The sequence below is a fragment of the Halomonas sp. DP4Y7-1 genome (assembly GCF_019800705.1).
Taxonomy (GTDB): domain Bacteria; phylum Pseudomonadota; class Gammaproteobacteria; order Pseudomonadales; family Halomonadaceae; genus Halomonas; species Halomonas litopenaei_A.
This window is the reverse complement of record NZ_JAHVKS010000001.1, coordinates 822252-845327: the sequence shown is the minus strand read 5'-3', so window position 1 is coordinate 845327 and position 23076 is coordinate 822252. Positions and strand designations below refer to the sequence as shown.

Here is a 23076-nt window from a genome sequence, read left to right as displayed (position 1 = left end):
GGGTTATCTCTCTTGTCAGCTAGCGTCGGAAGCTCCGGCGTCAACGCATTTGCTCGGCACCGGAATAAACGCTTGCAAGAGTGCCCTCGGACCGCAAAACAGACAAGTTATTACAACTTATACTTTATGCTAACGGGAACAGGACAGACGCATCGTCTAGGCGCAAAAGCGCTTAAAAACTCGCACACAAAATCGAATAAAAATGTTATAAAACAATATTTTGCACAATTAAAAACAAACCACATCGCAAGCCTGACACAGCACTTAACCTCTCCACTCACCACCCCAACAAGACCAAAGTACGAGCGCTACTTGTTCTTATTTGTTTGAAGACCATAAGACTCTGGGCTAAGGTTGGCTGCACAACATCGAGGGTGGCGCCCTGCGCCCTCCCCGCACCGAACCATCCCATGATGCGGCCTGTCGCAGGCCCGCTTTGTTCAGGAGCTTTTCATGTTTGCCGACCTCAACGACAAGACCGTCCTTATCACCGGCTCCACCAAGGGCATCGGGCGCGCCGCCGCCGTCGCCTTCGCTCGCGAGGGTGCCATCGTCGGCATCAACAGCAGCCAGAAGGACGCCGCCGCCGAGGAGCTGATTGCCCAGCTGGAATCTGAAGGTGCGCGCTTCGCCTACTATGAGCGCGACCTGACCAAGAGCGGCGAGTGCGAGACCCTGGTCAACGAATTCGTCGAGCAGTTCGGCAGCCTCGACGTGCTGGTCAACAACGCAGGTGGCCTGGGTGTACGCAAGGGTCTCGAGTCCCTTGAAGACGACGATTTCAACCTGGTCATGGACCTGAACCTGCGTTCGGTCATCATGACCACCCGCTTCGCCATGCCGCATCTGAAGGCCTCTGCCGAGAAGCGCGGAGAGACCGCCAGCGTCATCAGCACCGGATCCATCGCCGGACGCGAAGGCGGCGGCCTGGGCGCCTCCCTGTACGGCGGCTCCAAGGCCATGCTGCATAACCTCCACCGCAACTGGGTCAAGGAATTCACAAAGGACAAGGTGCGCTTCAACATCGTCGCACCGGGCACTATCGACACCGCCTTCCACGCCGACAAGAGCGATGAGGTCAAGGCCAAGATCGCCTCCACCATCGCCATGGGTCGCCTTGGCACCTCCGAGGAAGTGGCGCCGTCGTTCCTGTTCCTGGCCTCCCACGCCGCCAGCGGTTACATCACCGGCCAGGTCATCGACGTCAACGGCGGCCAGATGTGCCCCTGAGCGCCCCTTCGAACAGGAGATGGTCATGACACTTGAAGGACACCAGTTGATCGGCTTTCAGTCGTTGGCAGGCGATGTTGGCGAACGCGGTATCGCCGCCATCAATCCCGCCTCGGGAGACATGCTGTCGCCCACCTACCCCAGCGCAGGGGCCGCCGAGATCGAGCGAGCTTGCCAGCTGGCGGAAGATGCCTTCCTGCCATACCGACAGCTACCACTTGGTGATCGAGCCCGCTTTCTGGACACCATCGCCGACCACATCGATGCCCTGGGTGATGCTCTGACCGAGCGCGCCATGGCCGAGACCGGCCTGCCCAAGGCCCGTCTGGAAGGCGAGCGCGGCCGCACCTGTGGGCAGCTCCGGCTGTTTGCCGAGGTGCTGCGCAGTGGCGAATTCCTGGGCGTGCGCGTGGAGGATGCCCTTCCTGAACGCACGCCCATGCCACGCCCAGCGCTGGTTCAGCAGCAGGTGCCACTGGGTCCCGTGGCGGTATTTGGCGCCAGTAACTTCCCGCTGGCATTCTCAGTGGCAGGAGGCGACACCGCTTCTGCCCTCGCAGCGGGCTGTCCAGTGATCGTCAAGGCTCACTCCGCTCATCCTGGCACCTCGGAGATGGTCGGACGTGCCGTTCAGCAAGCCGCGCGGGAGTGCGACATGCCCGAGGGAGTCTTCTCGCTGCTTTACGGCAGCGGCCGCGAACTCGGTCAGGGCCTGGTGCGAGACCCACGCATCCAGGCGGTTGGCTTCACCGGCTCACGCACTGGGGGTACTGCGCTACTTCGCACCGCCCAGGCGCGCCCGCAGCCGATCCCGGTTTACGCCGAGATGAGCAGCATCAACCCTGTTTTGCTGTTGCCACACCAGCTGGAAACGGCGGCTGAGGATCTGGGTGAGGCCTTCGTCGCTTCTCTGACCATGGGAGCCGGGCAGTTCTGCACCAACCCGGGCCTGATCCTGGCACTGTCCGGCCATGCCCTGGAACGCTTTGTCGACCAGGCCGGCAAGGCGATCAGAGAGGCGGGCCCCCAGTTGATGCTGACTCCTGGCATTCACGCCGCCTACCAGCAGGGCGTAGCCCAACTCGCCGATCAGCCGGACGTTGCCCTGGTCGCCAAGGGCAAGGATACCGGGCACCTCGCCTGCCCCTGTCAGCCGCACCTTTTCCGCACCAGCGCCAGCGCGTTCATCGGCAATGACGCCCTGCACGACGAGGTGTTCGGCGCCTGCGCACTGATCGTCGAATGTGCGTCGGTAGAACAGATGACGCAGGTGCTGAGCGCTCTGGAGGGCCAGCTAACCGCCACAGTCCACCTGGACCAGGCCGACCATGCGCTAGCCGAGCGGTTACTGCCACTGCTCGAACGCCGCGCTGGCCGCATCCTGTTCAACGGCTGGCCCACCGGCGTCGAGGTGTGTCACACCATGGTCCATGGCGGCCCCTGGCCCGCGACCTCCGACACGCGCACCACCTCGGTTGGCAGTGCCGCTATCCAGCGTTTCTTGCGCCCGGTGTGCTATCAGGCGCTGCCCGAGGCGCTGGCGCCGGACAGTCTCAAGGCCGACAACCCGCTGGGCCTGCTACGCCAGGTCAACGGCAAGCGCCAGGGCTAGGCCTTTCGAAAGACGGGCCTAGCCGCCACGCTTTCCAGGGTGGCGGGACTTAAGAGAAGACCGCCACTACGAAGACAAGAAGGCCCTCGCCACAGGCGAGGGCCTTCTTGTTGATAGCGGTCATCGGTGCCTGGCGGCCCATGGCCCCCTCTCACTCCCCCCCCAAAGGCGAGTTGATTCAGCCACGGCCGTGCCTTCGGGGTCGTGCAACAAAACGCCTGACCCCGTCGTAGTGACAGGATCAGGCGCGAAGGTATGCCAGGTATCGCCGCCCTCAGCCGGTGCTTTCGCGACGTTTGAGCTGTACTGGCTTGCGGATTGCCAGGAAGTAGACAAAGACGCCGGTCAGCACCAGGAAGAACAGGCTATCAGGCTGGGTCACAAACACCGTCAGGTCGCCATTGGACAACGTCAGCGCACGCCGCAGGTACTCTTCCAGGCCTGGGCCGAGAATGAAACCCAGCAGCAGGGTTACCACCGGGTAGCCGTGCTTGCGCAGATAGAAGGCCAGCACCCCCATGATCAGGGTCATCATCATCTGGAAGGTGGAGTAAGTGGCCACATAGCTGCCCACCACCGCTAGCATGGCGATCGAGCCGAACAGCACGTCCCGGCGAATGCGCACAATACGGATGAAGTACGGACCCAGCAGATACATCGTCAACGGAATCAGGATCAAGGCGCTGAAGATCAGGGCCGCCAGCATCGGGGCGATTAACCCGGCCTGGGACTCCATCAACTGGGGTCCGGGCTGGATGCCGTTGATCACTAGCACACCAAGCACGATCGCGGTAATCGGATCACCCGGTATACCGAAGGTCAGCATCGGCACCAGGGCACCGCCACACACCGCATTGTTGGCGCTTTCCGCTGCGGCAATTCCCTGGGGATTGCCCTTGCCGAAAGTGTCAGGCTCTTTCGAGGTACGTACCGCTTCCACGTAGGCCAGAAAGCCCCCCATGGAGCCACCTGCGCCGGGCAGGGTGCCGACCAGGTAGCCGATGGTCGAGGATTTCAGGTAGCAGGCGGCGCCGATACGACGAATCGCCGAGCGCGAAGGGATGAAGTCGCGACGGCGAATCTTTGCCACCCCCTTCAACTTCTCACGAATACTCAAGGCCTTGTCGTTCTCGGCCAACTGGGTCAGTAGCTCACTGATAGCAAAGGTGCCGATAATGACGGGCATCAAATCGATACCTGCCGCCAGGTCGCCGCTACCAAAGCTGAACCTGGCCACCGGCACCATGGCATCGAGCCCCACCGTCGCCAACATCAACCCGAGGCACGCGGCAATGCCGGCACGGCGGACGTTGCCACGCTGGGCAATGACAATCACGATCAGCGCAAACAGGATCAGCGCGCACTTGCCAGTGGTCTGCACCAGCAGCGACAGGTCAGCGATCAAGGGCGCCAGCAGCACCAGCAGTACCGCTCCGAAGACGCCCCCGATCATCGAGGCGAAGGAGGCATGCCCCAGCGCCAGAGGCCCTTCGCCCCGCTGCTGCATGGGATAGCCTTCCAGGGCGGTCATCATCGACGAGGGAGCACCGGGAATATTGATGGTAGTGGCGGTGATACTGCCGCCGCACATGCCGGCCATATAAATGCTGGCACAGGCCATCAGCGCGGTGGTCACGTCAAGGCTATAGGTCAGCGGCAGCAGCAGCGCCAACGCCAGGGTGGCGGTGAGTCCTGGAATCGCCGAAAACACCGTGCCGATCAGAAAACCGGCCACCACGTAGAACAGTACGGTGGGGTTGAGCAGCAGAGCAAAGCTCGCTACCACTTGTGTCAGAAAATCCATGGCTCACCCCCATAGCGCCGGTAGACGTACATTGAAAATCTGCTGGAACAACAGGTAGCCCACCCCAGTGATGACCATGGCGACCGCTACCTTCGACAGCCACCTATCGACGCCAGAGAACAGCATCATCACCGTCAGCACGTAGATCAGGGTAGACAGCAGGTAGCCAATCCCCTGAAAGGCCAGGACATACACCAGCGTTGCGAGCATCAACAGAAGCTCAGGCGAAAAGCGATGTGCCCGCGCTTGCACCGTCGCTTGCGATGCGTCCGAGGCTGTCGCTGCAAGGTTCTCGTGAACCGCAGAACGCCATTGCAACAGGCACAGCACGCTCGCCAGCGCACCTATCAGTAAAGGAAAGAAGGACGGCGTCAGCTTGCCGTTTTGCAGCGGTGGCCCCATGGTCAAGGTGACGATGAGGTAACCGAGCGACATCAGCGCCAGGACACCATGAAAGCAGGCGGCGCCGGTGCCCAGTGCACGCGCCATCGTGGGGACAGAAAATCGGGACATAGGGAACCTCTCTCGGCCCCCGCAACCAGGAGCCGACCACACAATGATCATTGGGTAGGAACGGAAACAGACAGCGAAGTAAGGGAAACACTGCATAAATGCCTGCGCGGACGAGTCGCTGCGTTGCGCGCTGCTCGCACTCCTCACCTATACCGCATAGGCTCCGGGTGCTGCGCTGCGGGCGCCTAGCCTCTCAATCCGCTCGGCTGATGTATTCAGCGCTTCCCAAGGTCCTCTGATCCGTTTCCGTGGGTGGCGATCGGCGAAGATCGCCAGATGCTGGCGACCTTCGCGTCAGGCTTACAGGTTCAGCTCATCCATCGCGGCAAAGGTTCTCTGCTGGTAGCTGGCGATCCAGTCGTCGACCTCCTCGCTGCCCAGCCACCCTGGCGTCACTCCAATGCTGGTGACCCACTGCTGGAACTCATCACTTTCGTAGGCGTCCTGATAGGCGGACTCCAGCGTGTCGATCACGTCCTCGGGGGTATTCGCGGGGGCCGCCAGGACAATGAAACTGCCGGTCTCAAGCTCGATGCCAAACTCGGAGATCGGCGGGACCTCCGGGTACGCAGGATTCTGTGAACCGGACAGTTCGACCACACCCAGCGCATCGCCGGAGGACAGGATGCCGGAGAAGTCTCCCAGGCTCGAAATCGCTCCGTCGATTTCTCCGGACAACAGGGCTTCGGCCTCCGCAGTGGAGGACCCCGGATAGGAGATCACGTTGAAGCTCACCCCGGTCGCGGCCTCCAGTCGGCGTACCGCCAGGTAAGGACCAGATCCTTCCGGCGCTACACCAATGCGCACAGTACCGGGGTTCGCTCGGGCCGCCTCGATCAGCTCTTCGTAGGAGCCGTAACCAGACTGCTTCGACACCACGATGGCATCGGCCTCCTGGGTCACACGGGCGAAGGGTTCAAGCTTATCCAGCGAGTAGCCCGGGACCATATTGCCCCGCGGCAAGGTCACCACGCTATCGTAGGTCAGCACTCCGATGGTGTGGCCATCAGGACGCGCCTTGGCCAACTGCATCAGGCCGGTCGCGGTGACAGCACCACCGATATTCTCGACGTAGACAGAGGTCGGCAGCGCCTGCTCGGCCAGATTACTGATTTTGCGCGAGATGGCATCGGCACCACCTCCCGCCGGCCACGGCACGATCATTCGCACGTCGCGCTGGGGGAAGTCGGCCTGGGCCACAGGCACGGCGACTGCGGCAGCCAGGAGAACACTTGCCAGGGTACCCCCGGTCGTGACGGAAGCAAGGCGTGACCACTGGCGAGTCGAGAGCAAGGTGTGAGCAGTCATGGCGGCTCCTTTCATTATTGATTGTGATAGTCGAGTGAGTGGCCACTGGAAGTGACCAGTCATCGTGTTGCAGTGAGGCGTCAGCGCGGCTGCATCAGTGCTGCAACCTCAACGCGACTGCTGCTGACGCAGGTAGGCCTGATACTCCTCCTGGGCCTGCTCGTTGGGCGGGTAAAGGCCGATGACCTTGGCCCCAGCGCTGACTTTCTCAAGCACGTAGGCCTCGAAAGCCTCCATACCTGCCGCCTCTTCTGCGACTTCATCAGCCAGCTCCAGCGGAATGACCATGACGCCGTCACCATCACCCACCAGGACATCGCCCGGGTAGACCGGGACGCCGCCACAGCCGATGGGCTGCTGGATGTCCACGGCATGGTGCTTGGTCAGGTTGGTCGGGGCACTGGGCTTGGTACAGAACACCGGCATCGACATGGTCTCGGCGTACTCCGAGTCACGCACTCCCGCGTCGGACACAAAGCCCGCGCACTCGCGCACCTGCAACCGGGTCAGCAGGATGCTCCCGGCACTGGCGGCGCTGGCATCCTGACGGCAGTCGGACACCAGAACACGCCCCGGTGGCACTGTCTCGACGGCCAGGCGCTGGGGATGCTCTGGATCACGAAACGCAGCGACCGTGTCGAGATCTTCCCGGGCCGGGATATAGCGCAGTGTGTACGCCTGCCCCACCATCTTGACCTGGGCAGTGTTCATGCGTCCGACGTTCTGGATGTAGGTATTTTTCAGGCCACGCTTGTGCAGCAAGGTGTGCAGCGATGCCGTCGACGCGCGCATCAGGCGCTCACGGGTCAGGCTGGACAACTCGGGGTGGGGGTAATCGTTGATGATGCTCATGGGCTTCGCCTGTTCTGGGCCCACCGGGCCGGTAAGTGACGTGGTCACTATAGAAATCGCCCTGCCGCTTTTCAAACAACTTTTTACAACTTGTCTATCCTCACACCTTTTCAGAGCCAAGAAGCATGTTACATCGCTTTCAATATCAATCACCAAAACGCTGAAATAACACATTTTTTACGTAAAAATAGCACGCCAGATAGCGACGCCATCCTGGCGATTAGACATAGGTATAACAAGACAATATTTGTATTAACCCAGGCCAAGCAATCAACACGACGTCTGTTCCCCACACCTCTGCGGGTGGATCGCCGATGGCACCTCACCACGTCGAGATGAGAAGCTGCTCGTCACCACCAACGGATACACCAGGCTCAAGGAGACACAGGATGACAATGCTTAGCCACTTTTCCCTGATTGGACAGACGGCGCTGGTAACAGGGGCTCGCAGAGGCATCGGCGCGGCCATGGCGCTGGCCTTGGCTGAAGCCGGTGCCGATATCATCGGCGTCAGCGCCAGCATGGCCAGCGATGGTGACGAATTGGGTGAACAAGTGCGCAAGCTGGGACGACGTTTCGAGGGTATCGCCTGCGACCTGTCTGACCGCAAGGCGCTGATGACGCTGGTGGAAGGACTTGGTGAGCGACGTATCGATATCCTGATCAACAACGCCGGCACCATCGAGCGCGCGCCAGCCCATGAACACTCGGACGCGCTGTGGGACCGGGTGATCGACATCAATCTAAGTGCACCTTTCGTGTTGACCCGGGAGATCGGTCGACACATGGTCGACAGGGGCAGCGGCAAGATCATCTTCACTGCTTCACTGCTGTCGTTTCAGGGCGGCATCACGGTACCGGGATACGCCGCCAGCAAGGGCGGCATTGCCCAGCTGACCAAGGCCTTTGCCAATGAATGGGCGGCCCATGGCGTGAACGTCAATGCCATCGCGCCCGGGTATATCGCCACTGACAACACCCAGGCACTGCGGGAAGATTCCGACAGATCTCGCGACATCCTGGCCCGAATCCCCGCTGGACGCTGGGGCAGCCCCGATGACTTCAAGGGACCTGTCGTATTTCTCGCCTCCCGCGCCTCGGACTATATGCACGGCACCGTCATGACGGTCGATGGAGGATGGATGGGGCGGTAACGACAGCCCTACAAGGTGGATCCAGGCGCGTCGCCCACGCGGCGCCCGAAATGCGGCCTCCTAACGCACGCGCTTTGCCGCTAGTCCCTCGCGCAGGGCCCGGGTGTACACGTCAGGAAACTCCTGGATCAACCAGCTCATCAGCGCGCGCACTCGCTCAAGCTGATAGCGATGGGGCGGGCAGACCAGCGACAAGGGAGTCGTATCAGACCAATCAGGTAATACCTCGACCAGGTCACCCCGGGCGATGTCCGCCTCGACGTAGACATCGACCAAGCGGGTGACACCAAGGCCAGACAACGCGGCTTGACGCATGGCATGGCCACTGACGATCTTGAAGCCTCCGCGGGCCTGTACTACCCGCTGCTGATTACCCCGCTTCAATAACCAGTGATCAACGCTCCCGTAGATCAACGGCAGCCCCTGCAAATCTTCGGGCCTGCGCACGGGAGCGTGTTGCTCAAGCAACTCCGGACTTGCCACATAGCGCGTAGAGACCTGGTGCAGCCGCCTGGCCACCAGCGTGGAGTCTTCCAGCTCGCCCATGCGCATCACCAGATCGTAGCGGCTCGTCAGCAGGTCTACCCGCAGGCTGGAGAAGTCCAACTCCACTTCGACCCCGGGATTCGCCTGCTGGAACCGAAACACCAGCGGTGCAATGAGTTCTTCGCCTACCAGACCACCCACCGCGTTCATTCGAATCACGCCCTTGAGTTCTCGCGTCGACTGCATGGCCCACTCGGTGGCCGCATCGAGCTGCTGAAACGCCAGAGTCGCGCGCTCGAAGTACCCCTCCCCCACGCTGGTGAGGCGCAAGCGGCGCGTGGTGCGGTGAAGCAACTGCACCTTGAGCGCGCGTTCCAGCTCGGTGATCTGCTGGCTGAGGTTCGCCTTGGACTGGCCAGAAGCATGGGCTGCCGCGGTAAAACTGCCGTGCTCAGCAACCAGCAGAAAGGCACGCGTCCAGCGCCAAGGGATATCGTTCATAAAATGTGAACAGTCATTTTGCAATGGATGGATTTTTCATCATAGCGGCAAGCCCCAGAATGCGCCCCTGTCGATTCACAAAGGCCGTCTCGCACGGCTTTTCACACGCAAAGGTGACACCATGACCAAGCCCCTCGTTGTCATTACCGGAGCCTCTTCTGGCATCGGTGCCGCAATCGCCCGCCATTTCTCCAGCGCCGGACACCCCTTGCTGTTGCTGGCGCGCCGACTCGAACCCATGCAAGCGATGAACCTTCCCGACAGCCTGTGCCGACAGGTCGATGTGACCGACCCATCCGCCCTGGCCAACGCCATTGGCGAGGCCGAGAAGACATTCGGGCCCACGGACCTGTTGGTCAACAACGCGGGGGTCATGTTGCTGGGCCAGCTCGCGACTCAGGATGCAGCAGAGTGGAAGCGAATGCTCGACGTCAACGTGCTGGGCCTGTTGCATGGAACCCAAGCCGTGCTGGCCGCCATGTGTGAACGCGGTGCGGGCACCATTCTCAATATCAGTTCCATCGCCGGCAAGAAGAGCTTCCCCAACCACGCGGCTTACGTTGGCAGCAAGTTCGCGGCGAGTGCCATCAGCGAAAACCTGCGTGAAGAAGTGGCCGACAGTGGCGTCCGCGTCATGGCCATTCATCCAGGCGCGGTTGATACGGAGTTACTGGGACACACCACAGACCCCGACATCATAGAAGGCTACGAACAGTGGAAAGCCTCCATGGGAGGCGTACTGCATGCCGATGATATCGCCGCAGCCGCGCTCTACATGTATCAGCAGCCTCAGCATATCAACATCCGCGACGTGACCATCGCGGCAACGCGACAGCCCGCCTGATCGCAAAGGCGCCTCTAACGCCCTCCAGAACGACGACGGGACCACCTCGCCAGGTGGTCCCGCAGCCTTGGGAGTCCCGCTGAACCGTCAGAAGTCGATCGTCGCCGACACCTTGACCGTCATGGGATCTCCCATGGTCACATAGTTCAGGTCATTCGAGGCCGATGCCCAGTAGTCCTCATCGGTCAAGTTCTCGATGTTGGCACGCAGGATCAGGTCACTGTCACCCATTGGAGCGGTATAGCGCGCGCCCAGATCAAGCCGAGTCCAGTCGTCGATCTCAAACTCATTGGCAGTATCGACGTACTGCGAGCTGGTATGAATCACTCGCCCTTCAAGGGTAAAACGATCCGTCACGTCCCAATCAGAACCCAGCACAGCGGCAAACTCGGGAACACCCGGCGCGTCATTACCGTCATTGGCACCGTCCGCCGTATGGCGTAGTTCTGGATCAAGCCAGGTCGCACTACCCAGCAGCCGCAGGCGGTCGGTCACTTCACCGTAAAGGCTCAACTCGACACCCTCGTTGACCTGCTCACCGTCGAAGGCGTACCTATTGCGGTCATTGACGTAGGCTTGGGGCTGTTCAATGCGAAACACGCTAAGCGTGGCACCAAGGCCACCACCATCGTACTTGATCCCCACCTCATTCTGGTCTGAACGCGCAAGCCCGATCACCTGGCCCGCATTGGTGACCGGCATGCCATTGGCCGTGCCAGGGGCAGGATCGGTCGGTTGCAGGGCTTCGATATGGTTCGCGTAGAGCGACACGTTTTCCCAGGGCTTGACGACAATCCCGTATAGCGGAGTCCAACGATCTCCGGATACGGTGCTCTCCACCTCTCCCTCATAGGTGAAGTTACGAATATCGATATCCTGATAGCGAGCGCCCACGGTCAACAACACGCGCTCGTCCAGGAAGCCCAACGTATCGGACACCGCCACACCATTGGTGATAGTACGCGAGCGCCGGTTGGGGTCGCCGAGATCACCACCGGAAAACGTTGTCTCCGGGTAATCTAGATCCGCCGGATGATAGATATTGGTGGCCTGCGCACTGCCCAGGGTCCAGGCCGATCGCGTCGTGCGACTGTAGCCGGAGTACCCCAGGTTGAGCTGATGATTGACGGCCCCGGTCTGCCAGTCGCCTCGAATCCCTGCCACGCCGGTCACGGTTCCCGAGCGGTAGGGAACCCCCAGGCGTGATGCGGTCGCGTCACCCTCTTCATTCTGTAGCGTCAACGACGAGTATTCTCCGGACTCGTGATTGTTGTTGCCTCCAATCGTGGCATAGGCGGTCCAGCTGTCGCTCAGGTCGTACTCACCGCGCAACATGCCAAAGCCGCCTTCCAGTGACGTCTCTTGCCAGTCAGGTCCGTAGTTGCTGCTGGCATCCGGTGCGTCGGGGAAGTCATCACCAGGCATCAAGGCACCTGCCTTGACGATAGGACGCCCCCCGTCAAGCTCGGCTTTTTGATAACCGAGGTCCAGCGACGCCCGAAATCTCTCACCACGATAGTCCAGCGCGACACTGGCAGCCGTGGCACTCGCTTCTTCGTCATCGATGGCCGTATCACCCCTCGACCTGTCGACAGTCGCACGCACACCGAACTGCTGCTGCTCTCCGTAGCGGCGACCCACATCCACGGTGGTGCCGACCTGATTGTCGGACTCGATACTGGTGGTGATGCGCGTCAAGGGTTCGTCCGGCGCCCGCTTCGGCTCGATATTGATGGCCCCACCGACACCAGAGCCCCCCGGAGGAATGCCATTGGCAAAGGCGCTGGCACCCTTGAACACCTCGACCCGGCTGGCGATGCTGGTATTGATGATCTGGCGAGGCAGGACCCCGTAAAGGCCACCATAGGACACATCGTCGGTGTAAAGGCGAAACCCGCGTACCGAAAAGGTTTCGGCAAAATTTCCAAAGCCATACTCACTCTGTACTGAGGCGTCATTGTCCAGTACATCGGCCAGGGTATCGGCCTGCTGGTTCTCGATCAGCTGATCCGTGTAGCTGATGACATTGAACGGCACATCAAAGCTCGATTCCTCCCCGAGAATTCCGATGCGCCCACCTGCCGCCACCTGCCCACCTGAAAACTCCGGCACTGTCTCGTGACCACGATCACGCCACTGCTCCCCCACCACCGTCACTGTACTCAGGTCCATGGCCCCATCGCCGGCGGATGCCGTTGAAGCTTGCTCTTGCGCTAGCGCAGCCAGAGGCAGAAACGCCAGCATGGCGACTCCCAGTGTCGGCAAGCCTGCGGGGACAACGGGACGAAGCAAGGACTCTCCTGACATGCCAAGACGGGAGTTGGGAGCCAACGCAAACATGTTATTTCCTTGTTGCGACGAGGCACACTGGCACAAGAGCAAAGCAAGCAGCATCCTCCGGCTGCGCCGGGGGATGAATGTCACGGCACATCAGGCTGACTCCCGTCCATGGCAGACGGCCTGTCGCGATCATTCGTGCCCCTGGGCGACTTGTCACAGACAACCATTATCTGCAGCAAGACAGTGGGCGCGGGCCTTGCCATGCCCTCCAGCGTCTCGTCGTTGAGTGGTGACGGAGCGGTTAAGGGTCGCCACTTTAATTGATAATGATTGTTTTTTAAAATAGTATTTGCACTTCTTGCTTTTGCCCAGATGTAACATCTGGGTTTTAAGATCTGGATTTAACAATCTGCTGCTGATGATTTGGTCATGACCTGCCTCGTCACGGCCAACGTATTGGTGTCTGGATACCCGCATGCCCCAACGTCCCCACGCTTGCCACTGGTCGTCATTCTCACGGCGGGGGCTCTTTCGACGGTCACGATCTCGACGGTCACTCTTTCGACGGTCACTCTTTCGACGGTCACTGTCTCGACAGGCTGGCACTTGGCTAGCGGCATGTCTTTACCTGTGGATGGCTACTGCTTCAGCAGGTGAGACCAGGACAGCTCACCCAGATCTACCAGTGGCTTCCTCTTCCCGTATTGCCTCGGCGAGTTGGCCTGTCACCGAAACCTTACTGGCACTTGGCGTCACGCCAATGGCCACGGCAGATATTCCAGGCTACGACAAATGGGTGGTGGAGCCGCCGATTCCTGATGGGGTCAAGGACCTGGGCCTGCGCAACCAGCCACACCTGGAGTTGCTGGCCCTGGACCCGCCCGACCTTCTGCTGACCAGCGACCTTTTCTCGGGGGACAACGCCAGGTTATCCCGGATCACCCCCGTCAAGGTCATGAACAACTTCGCGACCGGTCAGCCATATCTTGAGGCCACGATCGCCATGACCCGGGAAATCGCTCGTCTCAGCGGGACTCAGCAGCAAGCAGAAACTCTTGTTTCCAGCACGCTGAAGCACCTGGCCGACACACGCGACCGCCTCAGCGGAAACCCGAGGGAGCTCTACGTCATACGCCTGATCGACGAGCGGCATGTTCAAGTCTTTGGCGAACACAGCATGTTGGAAGCGGTGTTCGATCAGACGGCGCTCATCAATGCCTGGCAGGGCCCTACCAACAGCTGGGGCTTTGCTCAGGTCCCCATCAGCCTGCTGGCCGAGAATCCACAGGCAGAGATCGTGATCATCGCCCCCATCGACCAACAGGTGCTGCGACAACTGCCCACCAACGAGATCTGGCGTCGGCTTCCTGCCGTCCGCGAAGGCCGGGTCACCATCACGGATCCCATCTGGCTCTACAGTGGTCTACGTTCTTTCCAGCGCTTGCTGGAGCAGCTCGAAGCAAATCTGTCGACCGCAGATGTTCAGCAGGCTGATGCCAGATGACCACCGCCCACTGCACGCATTCTCCAGCGGTCCAGCGCTCCCCTCTCGGCCTTGCTCTCATCCTTGCGGCAGCGGCCTTGTTCATGGCCTGGCTGGTTCTCGACACTGAATACCAGGCGTTGCAAGGACAGTGGTGGCAAGCACTGATGTCGCCAGAGGGCAGTGACATACAACAGGCAGTCCTGCACTACACCTTTCTGCCCCGCCTGTGCACAGCTCTGGTCAGCGGCGCCTGCCTGGCGCTGGCGGGCTGCGTTATTCAGCAGGTCATGCGCAACCCTCTGGCCTCCCCATCGACACTTGGCATTTCCAGCGGTGCACAGCTGGCGCTGGTGGTGTCCACCATCTGGTTTCCCGGCATGCTCGCGGGGGGACGCGACATCATCGCTATGCTCGGAGGGTCGGCCGCCACATTGCTGGTACTGGCGATCTCCTGGAGGCGAGATCTTGCCCCTCTGGTGGTCGTGCTGGCAGGCATGGTGGTCAGTCTCTACATCAGCGCCATCAATGGCGCGGTCATGCTGTTTCACCACGAGAGCTTGAAGAACGTATTGATGTGGGGAGCGGGTGCACTGGACCAAGCAGGCTGGCACGACAGCCAACAGCTACTGCTGCGCCTTGCCGTCGCCATCGCGGTCGCCGGTGTACTCGCTCCCAGGCTGGCGCTGCTGGACCTGGAAGCCGCCAGTGCGCGCAGTCTTGGGGCATCGCTGGTGCGTCTGCGGGTCGCCGGTCTTGGGCTTGCCATTCTGTTGACCGGCAGTGTGGTCAGTGCCGTGGGTTTGATTGGCTTCATCGGTCTGGCCGCACCGATGCTGGTGAAACTCGCCGGAGCGCGCACTCTCGCCCAACGGCTGGTATGGTCCACCATCGTGGGCGGACTGCTCTTGCTGGTCACTGATCTGGCGGTCCAGTGCCTGGCCATGTGGACAGCGATTCATCTACCGACGGGGGCCGTTTCGGCAGCGCTTGGCGCCCCCTTGCTGCTGTGGCTACTACCACGACTTCACCTGTCTTCGGGAAGGCCGTCCCCCGTCACCGCGGGCCCTCGTCCCAGCGTTAGTCCGCGACGAACCCTTTGGATCCTGACCGTCCTGCTGCTACTTGCCATCGGCATTGCGCTGTTCGCCAGTGTCGAGCCTCCCTCACTGACATGGACGCTACCTGGCACAACCGCATGGGACGACATCGCCCCGTGGCGCCTGCCAAGAGTGGCAACGGCGGCATCAGCCGGATTGATATTGGCGCTCGCTGGCACCGTGTTGCAACGCGTGACGGGCAACCCGATGGCAAGCCCTGAAGTCCTCGGCATCAGTGCGGGGGTGGCCATGGGCGTCATCGCCCTGCTGTTGTTGCCGTTTCACATCACGCCGCTGTCATCAGTCGCAGGCGGATTGCCGGGCGCGTTGGTGGCGCTGACGATACTTGTCGCCTGCACCGCAAGACAGAGCTTTGCGCCGACGCGACTGCTGCTGACAGGGGTGGCAATTTCGGCGCTGCTGGATTCTGTTCAGACCATTGCTTTGTCGAGCGGAGATCCGCGCATCCAACAACTGCTGTCCTGGCTGTCTGGCTCTACCTACTATGCCAGTGCCACGTCTAGTATCTGGTTGATGGGAATATCCCTGACGCTCGCCGCCCTTCTTGCGGCCTTTATTCGCTGGTTGGATATTCTTCCACTCGGCGTGGCCTCTGCGTCGGCACTGGGCATCAATATCACGGCCAGCCGCGCCATCTTGCTGGGGCTCGTCGTACTGATGACGCTTGCCGCCACTCTGAGCGTGGGCCCGCTGACCTTTATCGGCCTGCTGGCGCCCCACATGGCGCGACAGCTGGGCTTTTCCAGGGCACGCGATCAACTGCTCGCCGCCGCTTGCCTAGGGGCCAGCGTGATGGTCTTCGCCGATTGGATAGGTCGCCAGTTGCTGATGCCCTATCAATTGCCTGCCGGTATGGTCGCGGCAATCATCGGCGGAGCCTACTTCATGTGGGGGCTGGGTCGCCCCCACCAGCGCTAGTCGCCGCCGAGTCAGCCTTCAGCCGCCAGCCTAGCCCTGCGCGCGTGCAGCTTCTTGTAGCTCTCGATCAGACGCTGATGCTTCTCCAGGCCCTCCAGCTGGATACTGGTGGGCGTAAGCCCCGGGAAGCGCAGCTCACCGTCAACGGCACGCACCACCGTGTCCATGCTGTCCTCACCGAACATGCGGCGCAGGTTGTAGAGGAAGTCATCGCGCTCAAGCTCGTCATCGAGCTCGATCTCCAACACCGCCCGCACCGCCTGGTAGAACAGGCCACGCTCAACGGTGTTGTCGTTGTACTGCAGGAACATCTCGACCCGATCTAGAGCCTCTTCATGCTGGCCCAGCGCCAGATTCAGCATCAGCTTGAGCTCGAGAATGGTGAGCTGGCCCCACACGGTATTCTCGTCAAACTCGATGCCGATCAGGGTGATGATATCCATGTGCTCATCGAGCTGGCTCTCGTCGAGACGTTCGAGCAGATCACTGAGCTGCTCTTCGTCGAGCCGGTGCAGGTTGAGGATGTCCTCGCGGTACTCAAGCGCCACGTTGGTGTTGTCCCAGACCAGGTCCTCGACGGGGTAGACCTCGGAATAGCCTGGCACCAGGATGCGACAAACCGGCGCCCCGAGATCCTCGTGGACCATCATGTAGGCTTCCTTGCCAAGCTCTTCGAGAATGCCGAACAGGGTCGCCGCTTCTTCGTCATTGCTGCCGGAGAAGTCCCACTCGACAAACTCGACATCCGCCCTGGCACTGAAGAAGCGCCAGGACACCAGGCCCGAGGAGTCGATGAAATGCTCGACGAAGTTGTTCGGCTCGGTCACGGCAAGGGAGTTGAAGGTCGGTGGCATGAAGTCATTCAGGCCTTCAAAACTGCGACCCTGCATCAGCTCGGTCAGACTGCGCTCCACGGCGACCTGGAAGCTCGGATGAGCGCCAAAGGAGGCGAACACGCCGCCCGTCTTGGGGTTCATCAAGGTCACACAGGCTACCGGAAACTGCCCCCCAAGCGAGGCATCCTTCACCAGTACCGGAAAGCCCTGATCCTCCAGCGCCTTGACGCCTTCAACGATATCCGGGTACTTGGCCAGCACCTCCTCGGGCACGTCTGGCAGCGCCAGCTCCTGCTCCAGGATCTGTCGTTTCACCGCCCGCTCGAAGATCTCCGACAGGCACTGCACCTGGGCTTCGGCCAGGGTGTTGCCGGCGCTCATGCCGTTGGACAGATACAGGTTCTCGATCAGGTTCGACGGAAAATAGATTACCTCGCCATCGGACTGACGCACGAACGGCAGCGAGACGATACCGCGCTCGACCTTGCCCGAGTTGGTATCGATCAGGTGCGAGCCCTGAAGCTCACCGTCCGGATCGAAGATCTCCAGGCAGTAGTCGTCGAGAATGCCCTTGGGCAGCTCGTCGTTGGGCCCTGGCTGAAACCACTTTTCGCAGGGATAGTGAACGAATTCGCTCGAGGCGATCTCTTCACCGAAGAACTGGTCGTTGTAGAAGAAGTTGCAGCTCAAGCGCTCGATGAACTCACCCAGCGCCGAGCACAGCGCGCTTTCCTTGGTCGCCCCCTTGCCGTTGGTGAAGCACATGGGGGACGCGGCGTCACGGATATGCAGCGACCAGACATGGGGCACAATATTGCGCCAGGAGGCGATCTCGACCTTCATGCCGAGCTCCGCCAGCATGCCGGTCATGTTGGCAATGGTCTGCTCCAGAGGGAGGTCCTTGCCCTCGATCCAGGTACGCTCTCCCTCCGGCGGCTCCGCCATCAGCAACGCCTGGGCGTCTTCGTCGAGGTTCTCCACCGTCTCGATCTGGAACTCGGGACCGGTCTGCACCACCTTCTTGACGGTACAGCGTTCGATCGAGCGCAGAATGCCCTGGCGGTCCTTGTCGGACAGATCTTCCGGCAGCTCGACCTGGATCTTGAAGATCTGGTTGTAGCGATTTTCCGGGTCAACGATGTTGTTCTGCGAGAGGCGGATATTCTCGGTGGGAATGTCCCGCGCGACGCAGTACACCTTGACGAAATACGCGGCGCACAGAGCAGACGACGCCAGGAAATAGTCGAAGGGGCTCGGCGCCGAGCCGTCACCCTTGTAGCGAATCGGCTGGTCGGTGACGACGGTGAAGTCGTCGAACTTGGCCTCAAGCCGCAAGTTGTCGAGAAAATTGACCTTGATTTCCATGGAGTCAGCACCGGAGTAATGGGTGGGGGTGGTCAACCTTGGTCACGTGACCACGCCATTGAGGCGCATTATCCAGTTTTCACCCGGTGGCGTCTTGGGGTGAGCACAAAACATGCTAGGGTTGGGCATTGAGCAGTCGCTCAAGTTATCGCTATTACGAGGTCGCCCCATGTCCACCGCCCGTCGCCGTGCCCAGCGCGAGCTTCCCCGTTCACTGCTGCTGTCCGCATTGATGGCCGCCACCCTGCCCGTCACCGCGGTCGCCCATGACCCCCTTCAGGGTCACTATCAGGCTGCCGCAGAGCCTCTGTATCGCGGCGAGATCAGAAGCGTTGCCGAACTTCCATTGCGCCCAGGCAACGTCACCGTTACTGCAGAAGGTCGCATCTTCTCCACCGTCCATCCTATGGACGGCGATCACGACGCCCAGTTGATCGAGATCACCGGTCCCCACAGCTACCGGGCCTGGCCATCGCCACAGCTGCAGACCCATGGTGGTGACTACACCGATGACACCATCGATTCACCGCTGGGCATTGCGCTGGATGGCCAAGGAGGCCTGTGGATCACGGATATGGGCAACCACCTGGGCAAGACGCGACTTTGGGGGTTTGATATTGCCTCCGGCGAGTTGATCGACAAGATTACCTTGCCCCAGGACATCGCCCCTGAGGGCAGCTTTGTCCAGGATCTGGAAGTGGACCGCGAACGTGGTGTTGCCTACCTGGCAGATATCGCCAAGCCGGGCATCATCACCCTCGACCTGGAGAGCGGCGAGGCTCACCGCTTTGATGATCATCCTTCGCTGCAGGCCGAGGCGTCCGCGACGCTCACCATCAACGGCGAGGACATCGAGTTTGGCGGCGAACCGGCCAGCGTCGGAGTCAACCCCATCACCCTGTCCGCTAACGGTGAAACGCTATTCTACGGCGCCATGAATGGTCAAAGCTGGTACGCCATGCCTACGGACCTGCTGGTCGAGGACGCGGAGCGTGACGACCTGGCAAATGCCATCACCCGGGTCGGTGACAAGCCGGTATCTGACGGCGCCGACACCGTCGAGGATGGGCGCCACTTCTTCACCAACCTCAACGAGAATGGCGTTGACATCCTGACCATGGATGGACGCCTGGAGCCACTCGTGCGCGACGAACGCCTGGACTGGCCTGACAGTGTGCGTCTTGCTGACGATGGCTGGCTCTATGTCGCGGTGAATCAGCTGCACAAGGCACCGCCGTTCACCGGTGGGGACGATGAGGGCAAGGCGCCTTACGCCATCCTCAAAGTCTGGGTCGGCGATACCGAGACAGAAGAAGCAGACGAGACAGAGGAAGACTGAGTGCTGTGTCAGCTCTGATCTGGCATGGCTTGGCGCGGCGCTGAAGAGACCTCCCCGCCCTATCGCCAGCCATCAGGCCAGGCATAACGAAAGAAGCCGCCCCGAGGGGCGGCTTCTTGCCTTGTGGCCTGTCCCTCGCATCGAGGTCAGGTAACGCAACAGGTCAGTGCGCGTCGCGTCTCACACCAGGGTCCGGTGGTCCTTTTTCGCCTCACGACGGTCGCGGGCAACGGCGCGGCAGATCAGCAGCAGCACGCCTAGGGTGAGGGCAGGCCAGATCAATACGTAAAGGCCAAAGAGCAGGGTCATGGGGAATCTCCATCGGTGGGCGCCGCCAGCCTGCGGCGCCCGTCAAACAAGGGTTCAGCGCTGGGTCGCAAGTCCTGCCGGGGCGGGCTTGCGCGGGTGCTCGTCGGCTACCGGCGCGGCCTCGGCGGCGTCATAGTTGCCGACACGCTCTGCAATACAGTCGAAGTCGAAGCGTTCACGGCTGGCGAGGCTCATCGCCACACAGACCAGCGTGCTGGTGCCATAGGCCGTCAATGACGCCAGCAGAACCGTGTACTCGCGCAGGAAGCCGGTAGCGAATACCAGCATGGCAACGAAGGCCGCAAGTCCAGCCAACGCGCCGGCCACCCGACCCAGAAAGCCGAACACCATCAGCGCGATGATGATGCCGCCGCCGATACTGGCCAGCAGCTCGAACCCAAGCCCGGTGATGCCGGTCATCGGCAGCCATTCGAAGCGCGCCGCACAGAAGGCCACCATGGCTACCAGCACCGAGGTGGTGAAGGCAGCGTTGGAGACCCGGCTCCAGAAGCAGCTGGCAATGACCGGGAAGACGATGGCACCCCATAGCGCGCCGACGAATACCAGCATCACCAGAATATCCAGCGAGAAGCTCGCAAAGACGATGCCGATCATGGTGGCCACGATCATCGTGAGGCGGCCCACCAGCAGCATGCGGCGGGGGTCGGCCTTGCCACGGGCAATGTTCTTGCCGTAGACGTCGGCCATCATGATCGCAGACAGGGCCGACAGGTCGGAATCGGCGGTCGAGGACAATGAGCCGATCACCAGGATGAAGAAGGCCGCGATGAACACCGGCGGCAGGTAGCTCGACACCATCTGCGGGATCAGGTTGTTCATGTCTCCGTTAAGGGGCTCGATCCCCAGGGTCAGCGCCATCAGGCCGATCATGCCAAGGCCGATGACGATGGCACCATACCCCACGGTAGCGGTGAGGAAGGTCGGCTTGATGTGATCTTCGTTCACCGCGAACAGGCGCTGGGAAATGGTCTGATTACCGATGGCATAGGCCAGTACCGCCACGAAGAAGGGCGCGCCCTGGTTGAGAATAGCGTCCATCGAGAAGAAGTCGGCCTGCTCAGGCGTCAGGTTATCGAGACCGGCCACCAGCTCGGTCGGCCCACCCATGGAAAAGAACACCGCCGGAATGATCACCACGGCGATCGCCATCAGCGCGACCAGTTGAGCAAAGTCCGTCAGCACCGAGGCGCGAAAGCCCGACCACAGCGTGTACAGCAACACCCCGACACCGGCGATGATCACGCCGGCCTGGAACGATAGCGACGAGAGCACCGACACCAGCGCGCCGGCGGCAGTGAAGTTGACCATCAGGCTGATGATGCTGCCGAGCAGATTCGATAGCGCCAGGATCAGCTGGCTGGAGGAGCCGTGGCGCGCATGAATCAGCTCGCCCAGGGTGTGGGCGTTGGGGGCAAGCTTGCGGAAGCGGCGGCCGAAGGGATAGATGAACAGGATCATCAGCGCGCCCCACAGCCCGTAGTGAATCGGGCCGGACACACCATAGGTATAACCGGAGGTGGCAGCGGCGTAGAAGGAGGCGGCCCAGATCCAGGTGGCCGTCATGCTGGCGGCACCGATGCCGAAGCCGACCCGGTGGTTCGAGACCATGAAGGCGTCGGCGTCTTCTTTCTTCTTGCGGATGCCGAGGGTCAGCAGGTAGGTACCGCCATAAAAAGCGACCATCAACAGGATGACGGTCCAGGTCGAGAATTGGTAAAGCGAAGAACTGTTCAAGGGCAATCCTATTGTGAGTTGAACACAGGCATGCCGATTTGTGTCGCGTCAGGGAAACACCGCATAAACGACCGCGATCGAAACATTTACGCAGCATTTCCCGTGGCATGCCGTCGAGTTCCGCTATGGGAGGCGCGCAGTCTCCACCGGCGAGCGCCAGATGCATGGCATGCTAGCCAGCGCCCACGAAGCAAGGGCTGCGACGTCAAACAGCGAACGGAAAAGTGGCCCACAACACCGCGGCACCGTGCGACGGCGCATCGCATAGCGTTGGGCAACATAGGGACAGGGAGGGGAAGGTCGTTTCCGCCTGGAAACATGCCGTCTGCCTGGCTCGCACCATGGCGAGCTCAGAGCGACTTGGCCGCGGACTCACTCAGGACGACATCAAGCTCGCGACGACATCAAGGCCGGCTTAACTAGGCGATGCAATAAGGGCTTCACCCGTCGCCAGCTGCCGGAAACCTGATCCCACGGGCTGTTGCACAGCCATCATCGCTGAGTCACGTGCTCAGGTCAGCACGCAGGCACCACTCCCTAAGGGCAGGAGGGAGGAGGTCGACGGGGCATGCAACGACCCTGGTCGGAGTAATGAGGCGACATGTTCATCCTCTATATCGACAAGGAAGCGATACGAACCTTTCAATGGCAGGTTTCGTCAATAAATAGCGCGAAAACCCAACCTGAAATTTGTCGAGTTTTACACTTTTCTCATCAGAAATCGCTAGTGGGACCTACGATGACACCAGCAACATTTTATACTTAGTACGGCGACAGAAAATCCATTTGGCGCGCCTTTCCGGCGAAAAAGACGGATCTCCATGCGACGCGAGACCCATACCTTACTGAGCCAGAACTGAAATGTCCAACCTGCCTAACATGGAGCAAAGTTATCTTTCTATAAAGGTGCCGATACATCGGCAGGAGCGTCACCTGTCGTCACGCTATCAAAGCTTCACCTTGTGCAAGCCTTACCCTGTCCTAGCCTCTCCTATCCCCGCTGGCTGACTCTCACGCACCACCCTGCTACCGCTCACGCACCACCCTGCTACCGCTCACGCGAGCAAAGGAAGTCGCCCTTCCATCTCCGCGCGACGATGTCCCCGCACGGCGACCGGCTCCAACGTCTCACCTCCCCCAAGGTGCATCGACGTCTGCGCGGTAAACACTGGGCCCATCATTTCCTTCAACGGATGGATTCAGCCCTGACCCAGGGGCCCTACACGATAAAGGCCCGATATCCCGCGCCCCCTGCTTCTCCCCGTTCGTCGGCTCCCCCCATTCTCGATTTCCAGGAAACGTTCCCCGGCGACGCTCATTTATGGCACGCCGCATAGCAAGCGTGGCGTTGTGCATAAACGCGCAA

The 23076-nt window shown here is 60.9% G+C and carries 16 protein-coding genes; 7 read left to right on the top strand and 9 right to left on the bottom strand.

Annotation, left to right across the window (positions count from 1 at the left end):
* Window positions 1-453 precede the first annotated feature (453 nt).
* Both KUV72_RS03455 and KUV72_RS03450 read left to right on the top strand, forming a co-directional pair.
* Entirely contained in the window at window positions 454-1230 is a 777-nt protein-coding gene (locus KUV72_RS03455; RefSeq protein ID WP_222237433.1) for an SDR family NAD(P)-dependent oxidoreductase, read from the top strand.
* Between the two features lie 25 nt (window positions 1231-1255).
* On the top strand, window positions 1256-2842 hold the full coding sequence (locus KUV72_RS03450; RefSeq protein WP_222237432.1) for an aldehyde dehydrogenase (NADP(+)): 1587 nt from the start codon (window positions 1256-1258) through the stop codon (window positions 2840-2842).
* A gap of 274 nt (window positions 2843-3116) precedes the next feature.
* On the opposite strand, the gene KUV72_RS03445 is transcribed toward KUV72_RS03450, so the two are convergent.
* The 4 genes from KUV72_RS03445 to KUV72_RS03430 all read right to left on the bottom strand — a co-directional run bounded on the left by KUV72_RS03445 (window position 3117) and on the right by KUV72_RS03430 (window position 7319).
* Entirely contained in the window at window positions 3117-4646 is a 1530-nt protein-coding gene (locus KUV72_RS03445) for a tripartite tricarboxylate transporter permease (protein ID WP_206942661.1), read from the bottom strand.
* Window positions 4647-4649: 3 nt separating this feature from the next.
* Window positions 4650-5159, bottom strand: a complete 510-nt coding sequence (locus tag KUV72_RS03440) for a tripartite tricarboxylate transporter TctB family protein (RefSeq protein ID WP_222237431.1) — start codon at window positions 5157-5159, stop codon at window positions 4650-4652.
* Between the two features lie 300 nt (window positions 5160-5459).
* Window positions 5460-6467: a Bug family tripartite tricarboxylate transporter substrate binding protein gene (locus KUV72_RS03435; RefSeq protein WP_222162066.1), complete on the bottom strand. Its 1008-nt coding sequence runs from the start codon at window positions 6465-6467 to the stop codon at window positions 5460-5462.
* 108 nt (window positions 6468-6575) lie between these two features.
* Window positions 6576-7319 (bottom strand): ribonuclease activity regulator RraA, encoded by a 744-nt coding sequence (locus tag KUV72_RS03430; protein ID WP_206942665.1) that lies wholly within the window; start codon window positions 7317-7319, stop codon window positions 6576-6578.
* A 389-nt stretch (window positions 7320-7708) separates the two neighbouring features.
* Here KUV72_RS03430 and KUV72_RS03425 point away from each other — a divergent pair, with 389 nt between their 5' ends.
* Entirely contained in the window at window positions 7709-8473 is a 765-nt protein-coding gene (locus KUV72_RS03425; protein WP_315857842.1) for an SDR family NAD(P)-dependent oxidoreductase, read from the top strand.
* A 60-nt stretch (window positions 8474-8533) separates the two neighbouring features.
* Here KUV72_RS03425 and KUV72_RS03420 read toward each other — a convergent pair whose 3' ends face one another.
* Window positions 8534-9460, bottom strand: coding sequence for a LysR family transcriptional regulator (locus KUV72_RS03420; protein WP_222237430.1), 927 nt, complete (start codon window positions 9458-9460; stop codon window positions 8534-8536).
* A gap of 121 nt (window positions 9461-9581) precedes the next feature.
* On the opposite strand from KUV72_RS03420, the gene KUV72_RS03415 reads away from it, so the two are divergent.
* A complete protein-coding gene (locus KUV72_RS03415; protein WP_206942667.1) occupies window positions 9582-10304 on the top strand; it encodes an SDR family oxidoreductase in 723 nt (240 codons plus the stop codon).
* Between the two features lie 87 nt (window positions 10305-10391).
* On the opposite strand, the gene KUV72_RS03410 is transcribed toward KUV72_RS03415, so the two are convergent.
* A complete protein-coding gene (locus KUV72_RS03410; protein WP_222237429.1) occupies window positions 10392-12644 on the bottom strand; it encodes a TonB-dependent receptor in 2253 nt (750 codons plus the stop codon).
* 625 nt (window positions 12645-13269) lie between these two features.
* On the opposite strand from KUV72_RS03410, the gene KUV72_RS03405 reads away from it, so the two are divergent.
* Together KUV72_RS03405 and fhuB are read left to right on the top strand one after the other, a co-directional pair.
* A complete protein-coding gene (locus KUV72_RS03405; protein WP_222237428.1) occupies window positions 13270-14088 on the top strand; it encodes an ABC transporter substrate-binding protein in 819 nt (272 codons plus the stop codon).
* Entirely contained in the window at window positions 14085-16106 is a 2022-nt protein-coding gene (fhuB, locus tag KUV72_RS03400; protein ID WP_222237427.1) for a Fe(3+)-hydroxamate ABC transporter permease FhuB, read from the top strand. Before KUV72_RS03405 ends, fhuB begins: the two co-directional genes overlap by 4 nt.
* 11 nt (window positions 16107-16117) lie before the next feature.
* Here the strand turns inward: fhuB and KUV72_RS03395 are convergent, their stop codons facing one another.
* Window positions 16118-18307, bottom strand: coding sequence for an OsmC domain/YcaO domain-containing protein (locus KUV72_RS03395; RefSeq protein WP_222162116.1), 2190 nt, complete (start codon window positions 18305-18307; stop codon window positions 16118-16120).
* Window positions 18308-18476: 169 nt separating this feature from the next.
* Here KUV72_RS03395 and KUV72_RS03390 point away from each other — a divergent pair, with 169 nt between their 5' ends.
* Entirely contained in the window at window positions 18477-19646 is a 1170-nt protein-coding gene (locus KUV72_RS03390; RefSeq protein WP_222237425.1) for an L-dopachrome tautomerase-related protein, read from the top strand.
* A 180-nt stretch (window positions 19647-19826) separates the two neighbouring features.
* On the opposite strand, the gene KUV72_RS03385 is transcribed toward KUV72_RS03390, so the two are convergent.
* Both KUV72_RS03385 and KUV72_RS03380 read right to left on the bottom strand, forming a co-directional pair.
* Window positions 19827-19955 carry a putative transporter small subunit gene (locus KUV72_RS03385; protein WP_222162054.1) on the bottom strand — a complete coding sequence of 43 codons (129 nt, stop codon included), beginning with the start codon at window positions 19953-19955 and terminating at the stop codon, window positions 19827-19829.
* Between the two features lie 54 nt (window positions 19956-20009).
* The gene (locus KUV72_RS03380; RefSeq protein ID WP_222237423.1) at window positions 20010-21710 is read right to left on the bottom strand and encodes a sodium:solute symporter family protein; all 1701 of its coding nucleotides are present in this window, start codon (window positions 21708-21710) and stop codon (window positions 20010-20012) included.
* Window positions 21711-23076: the final 1366 nt, after the last annotated feature.

Excerpts from the sequence above, each read along its gene's own strand:
- KUV72_RS03455 (WP_222237433.1), top strand. The coding sequence starts at position 454 with ATGTTTGCCGACCTCAACGACAAGACCGTCCTTATCACCGGCTCCACC.
- KUV72_RS03450 (WP_222237432.1), top strand. The coding sequence starts at position 1,256 with ATGACACTTGAAGGACACCAGTTGATCGGCTTTCAGTCGTTGGCAGGC.
- KUV72_RS03445 (WP_206942661.1), bottom strand. The coding sequence starts at position 4,646 with ATGGATTTTCTGACACAAGTGGTAGCGAGCTTTGCTCTGCTGCTCAAC.
- KUV72_RS03440 (WP_222237431.1), bottom strand. The coding sequence starts at position 5,159 with ATGTCCCGATTTTCTGTCCCCACGATGGCGCGTGCACTGGGCACCGGC.
- KUV72_RS03435 (WP_222162066.1), bottom strand. The coding sequence starts at position 6,467 with ATGACTGCTCACACCTTGCTCTCGACTCGCCAGTGGTCACGCCTTGCT.
- KUV72_RS03430 (WP_206942665.1), bottom strand. The coding sequence starts at position 7,319 with ATGAGCATCATCAACGATTACCCCCACCCCGAGTTGTCCAGCCTGACC.
- KUV72_RS03425 (WP_315857842.1), top strand. The coding sequence starts at position 7,709 with ATGACAATGCTTAGCCACTTTTCCCTGATTGGACAGACGGCGCTGGTA.
- KUV72_RS03420 (WP_222237430.1), bottom strand. The coding sequence starts at position 9,460 with ATGAACGATATCCCTTGGCGCTGGACGCGTGCCTTTCTGCTGGTTGCT.
- KUV72_RS03415 (WP_206942667.1), top strand. The coding sequence starts at position 9,582 with ATGACCAAGCCCCTCGTTGTCATTACCGGAGCCTCTTCTGGCATCGGT.
- KUV72_RS03410 (WP_222237429.1), bottom strand. The coding sequence starts at position 12,644 with ATGTTTGCGTTGGCTCCCAACTCCCGTCTTGGCATGTCAGGAGAGTCC.
- fhuB (WP_222237427.1), top strand. The coding sequence starts at position 14,085 with ATGACCACCGCCCACTGCACGCATTCTCCAGCGGTCCAGCGCTCCCCT.
- KUV72_RS03395 (WP_222162116.1), bottom strand. The coding sequence starts at position 18,307 with ATGGAAATCAAGGTCAATTTTCTCGACAACTTGCGGCTTGAGGCCAAG.
- KUV72_RS03390 (WP_222237425.1), top strand. The coding sequence starts at position 18,477 with ATGTCCACCGCCCGTCGCCGTGCCCAGCGCGAGCTTCCCCGTTCACTG.
- KUV72_RS03385 (WP_222162054.1), bottom strand. The coding sequence starts at position 19,955 with ATGACCCTGCTCTTTGGCCTTTACGTATTGATCTGGCCTGCCCTCACC.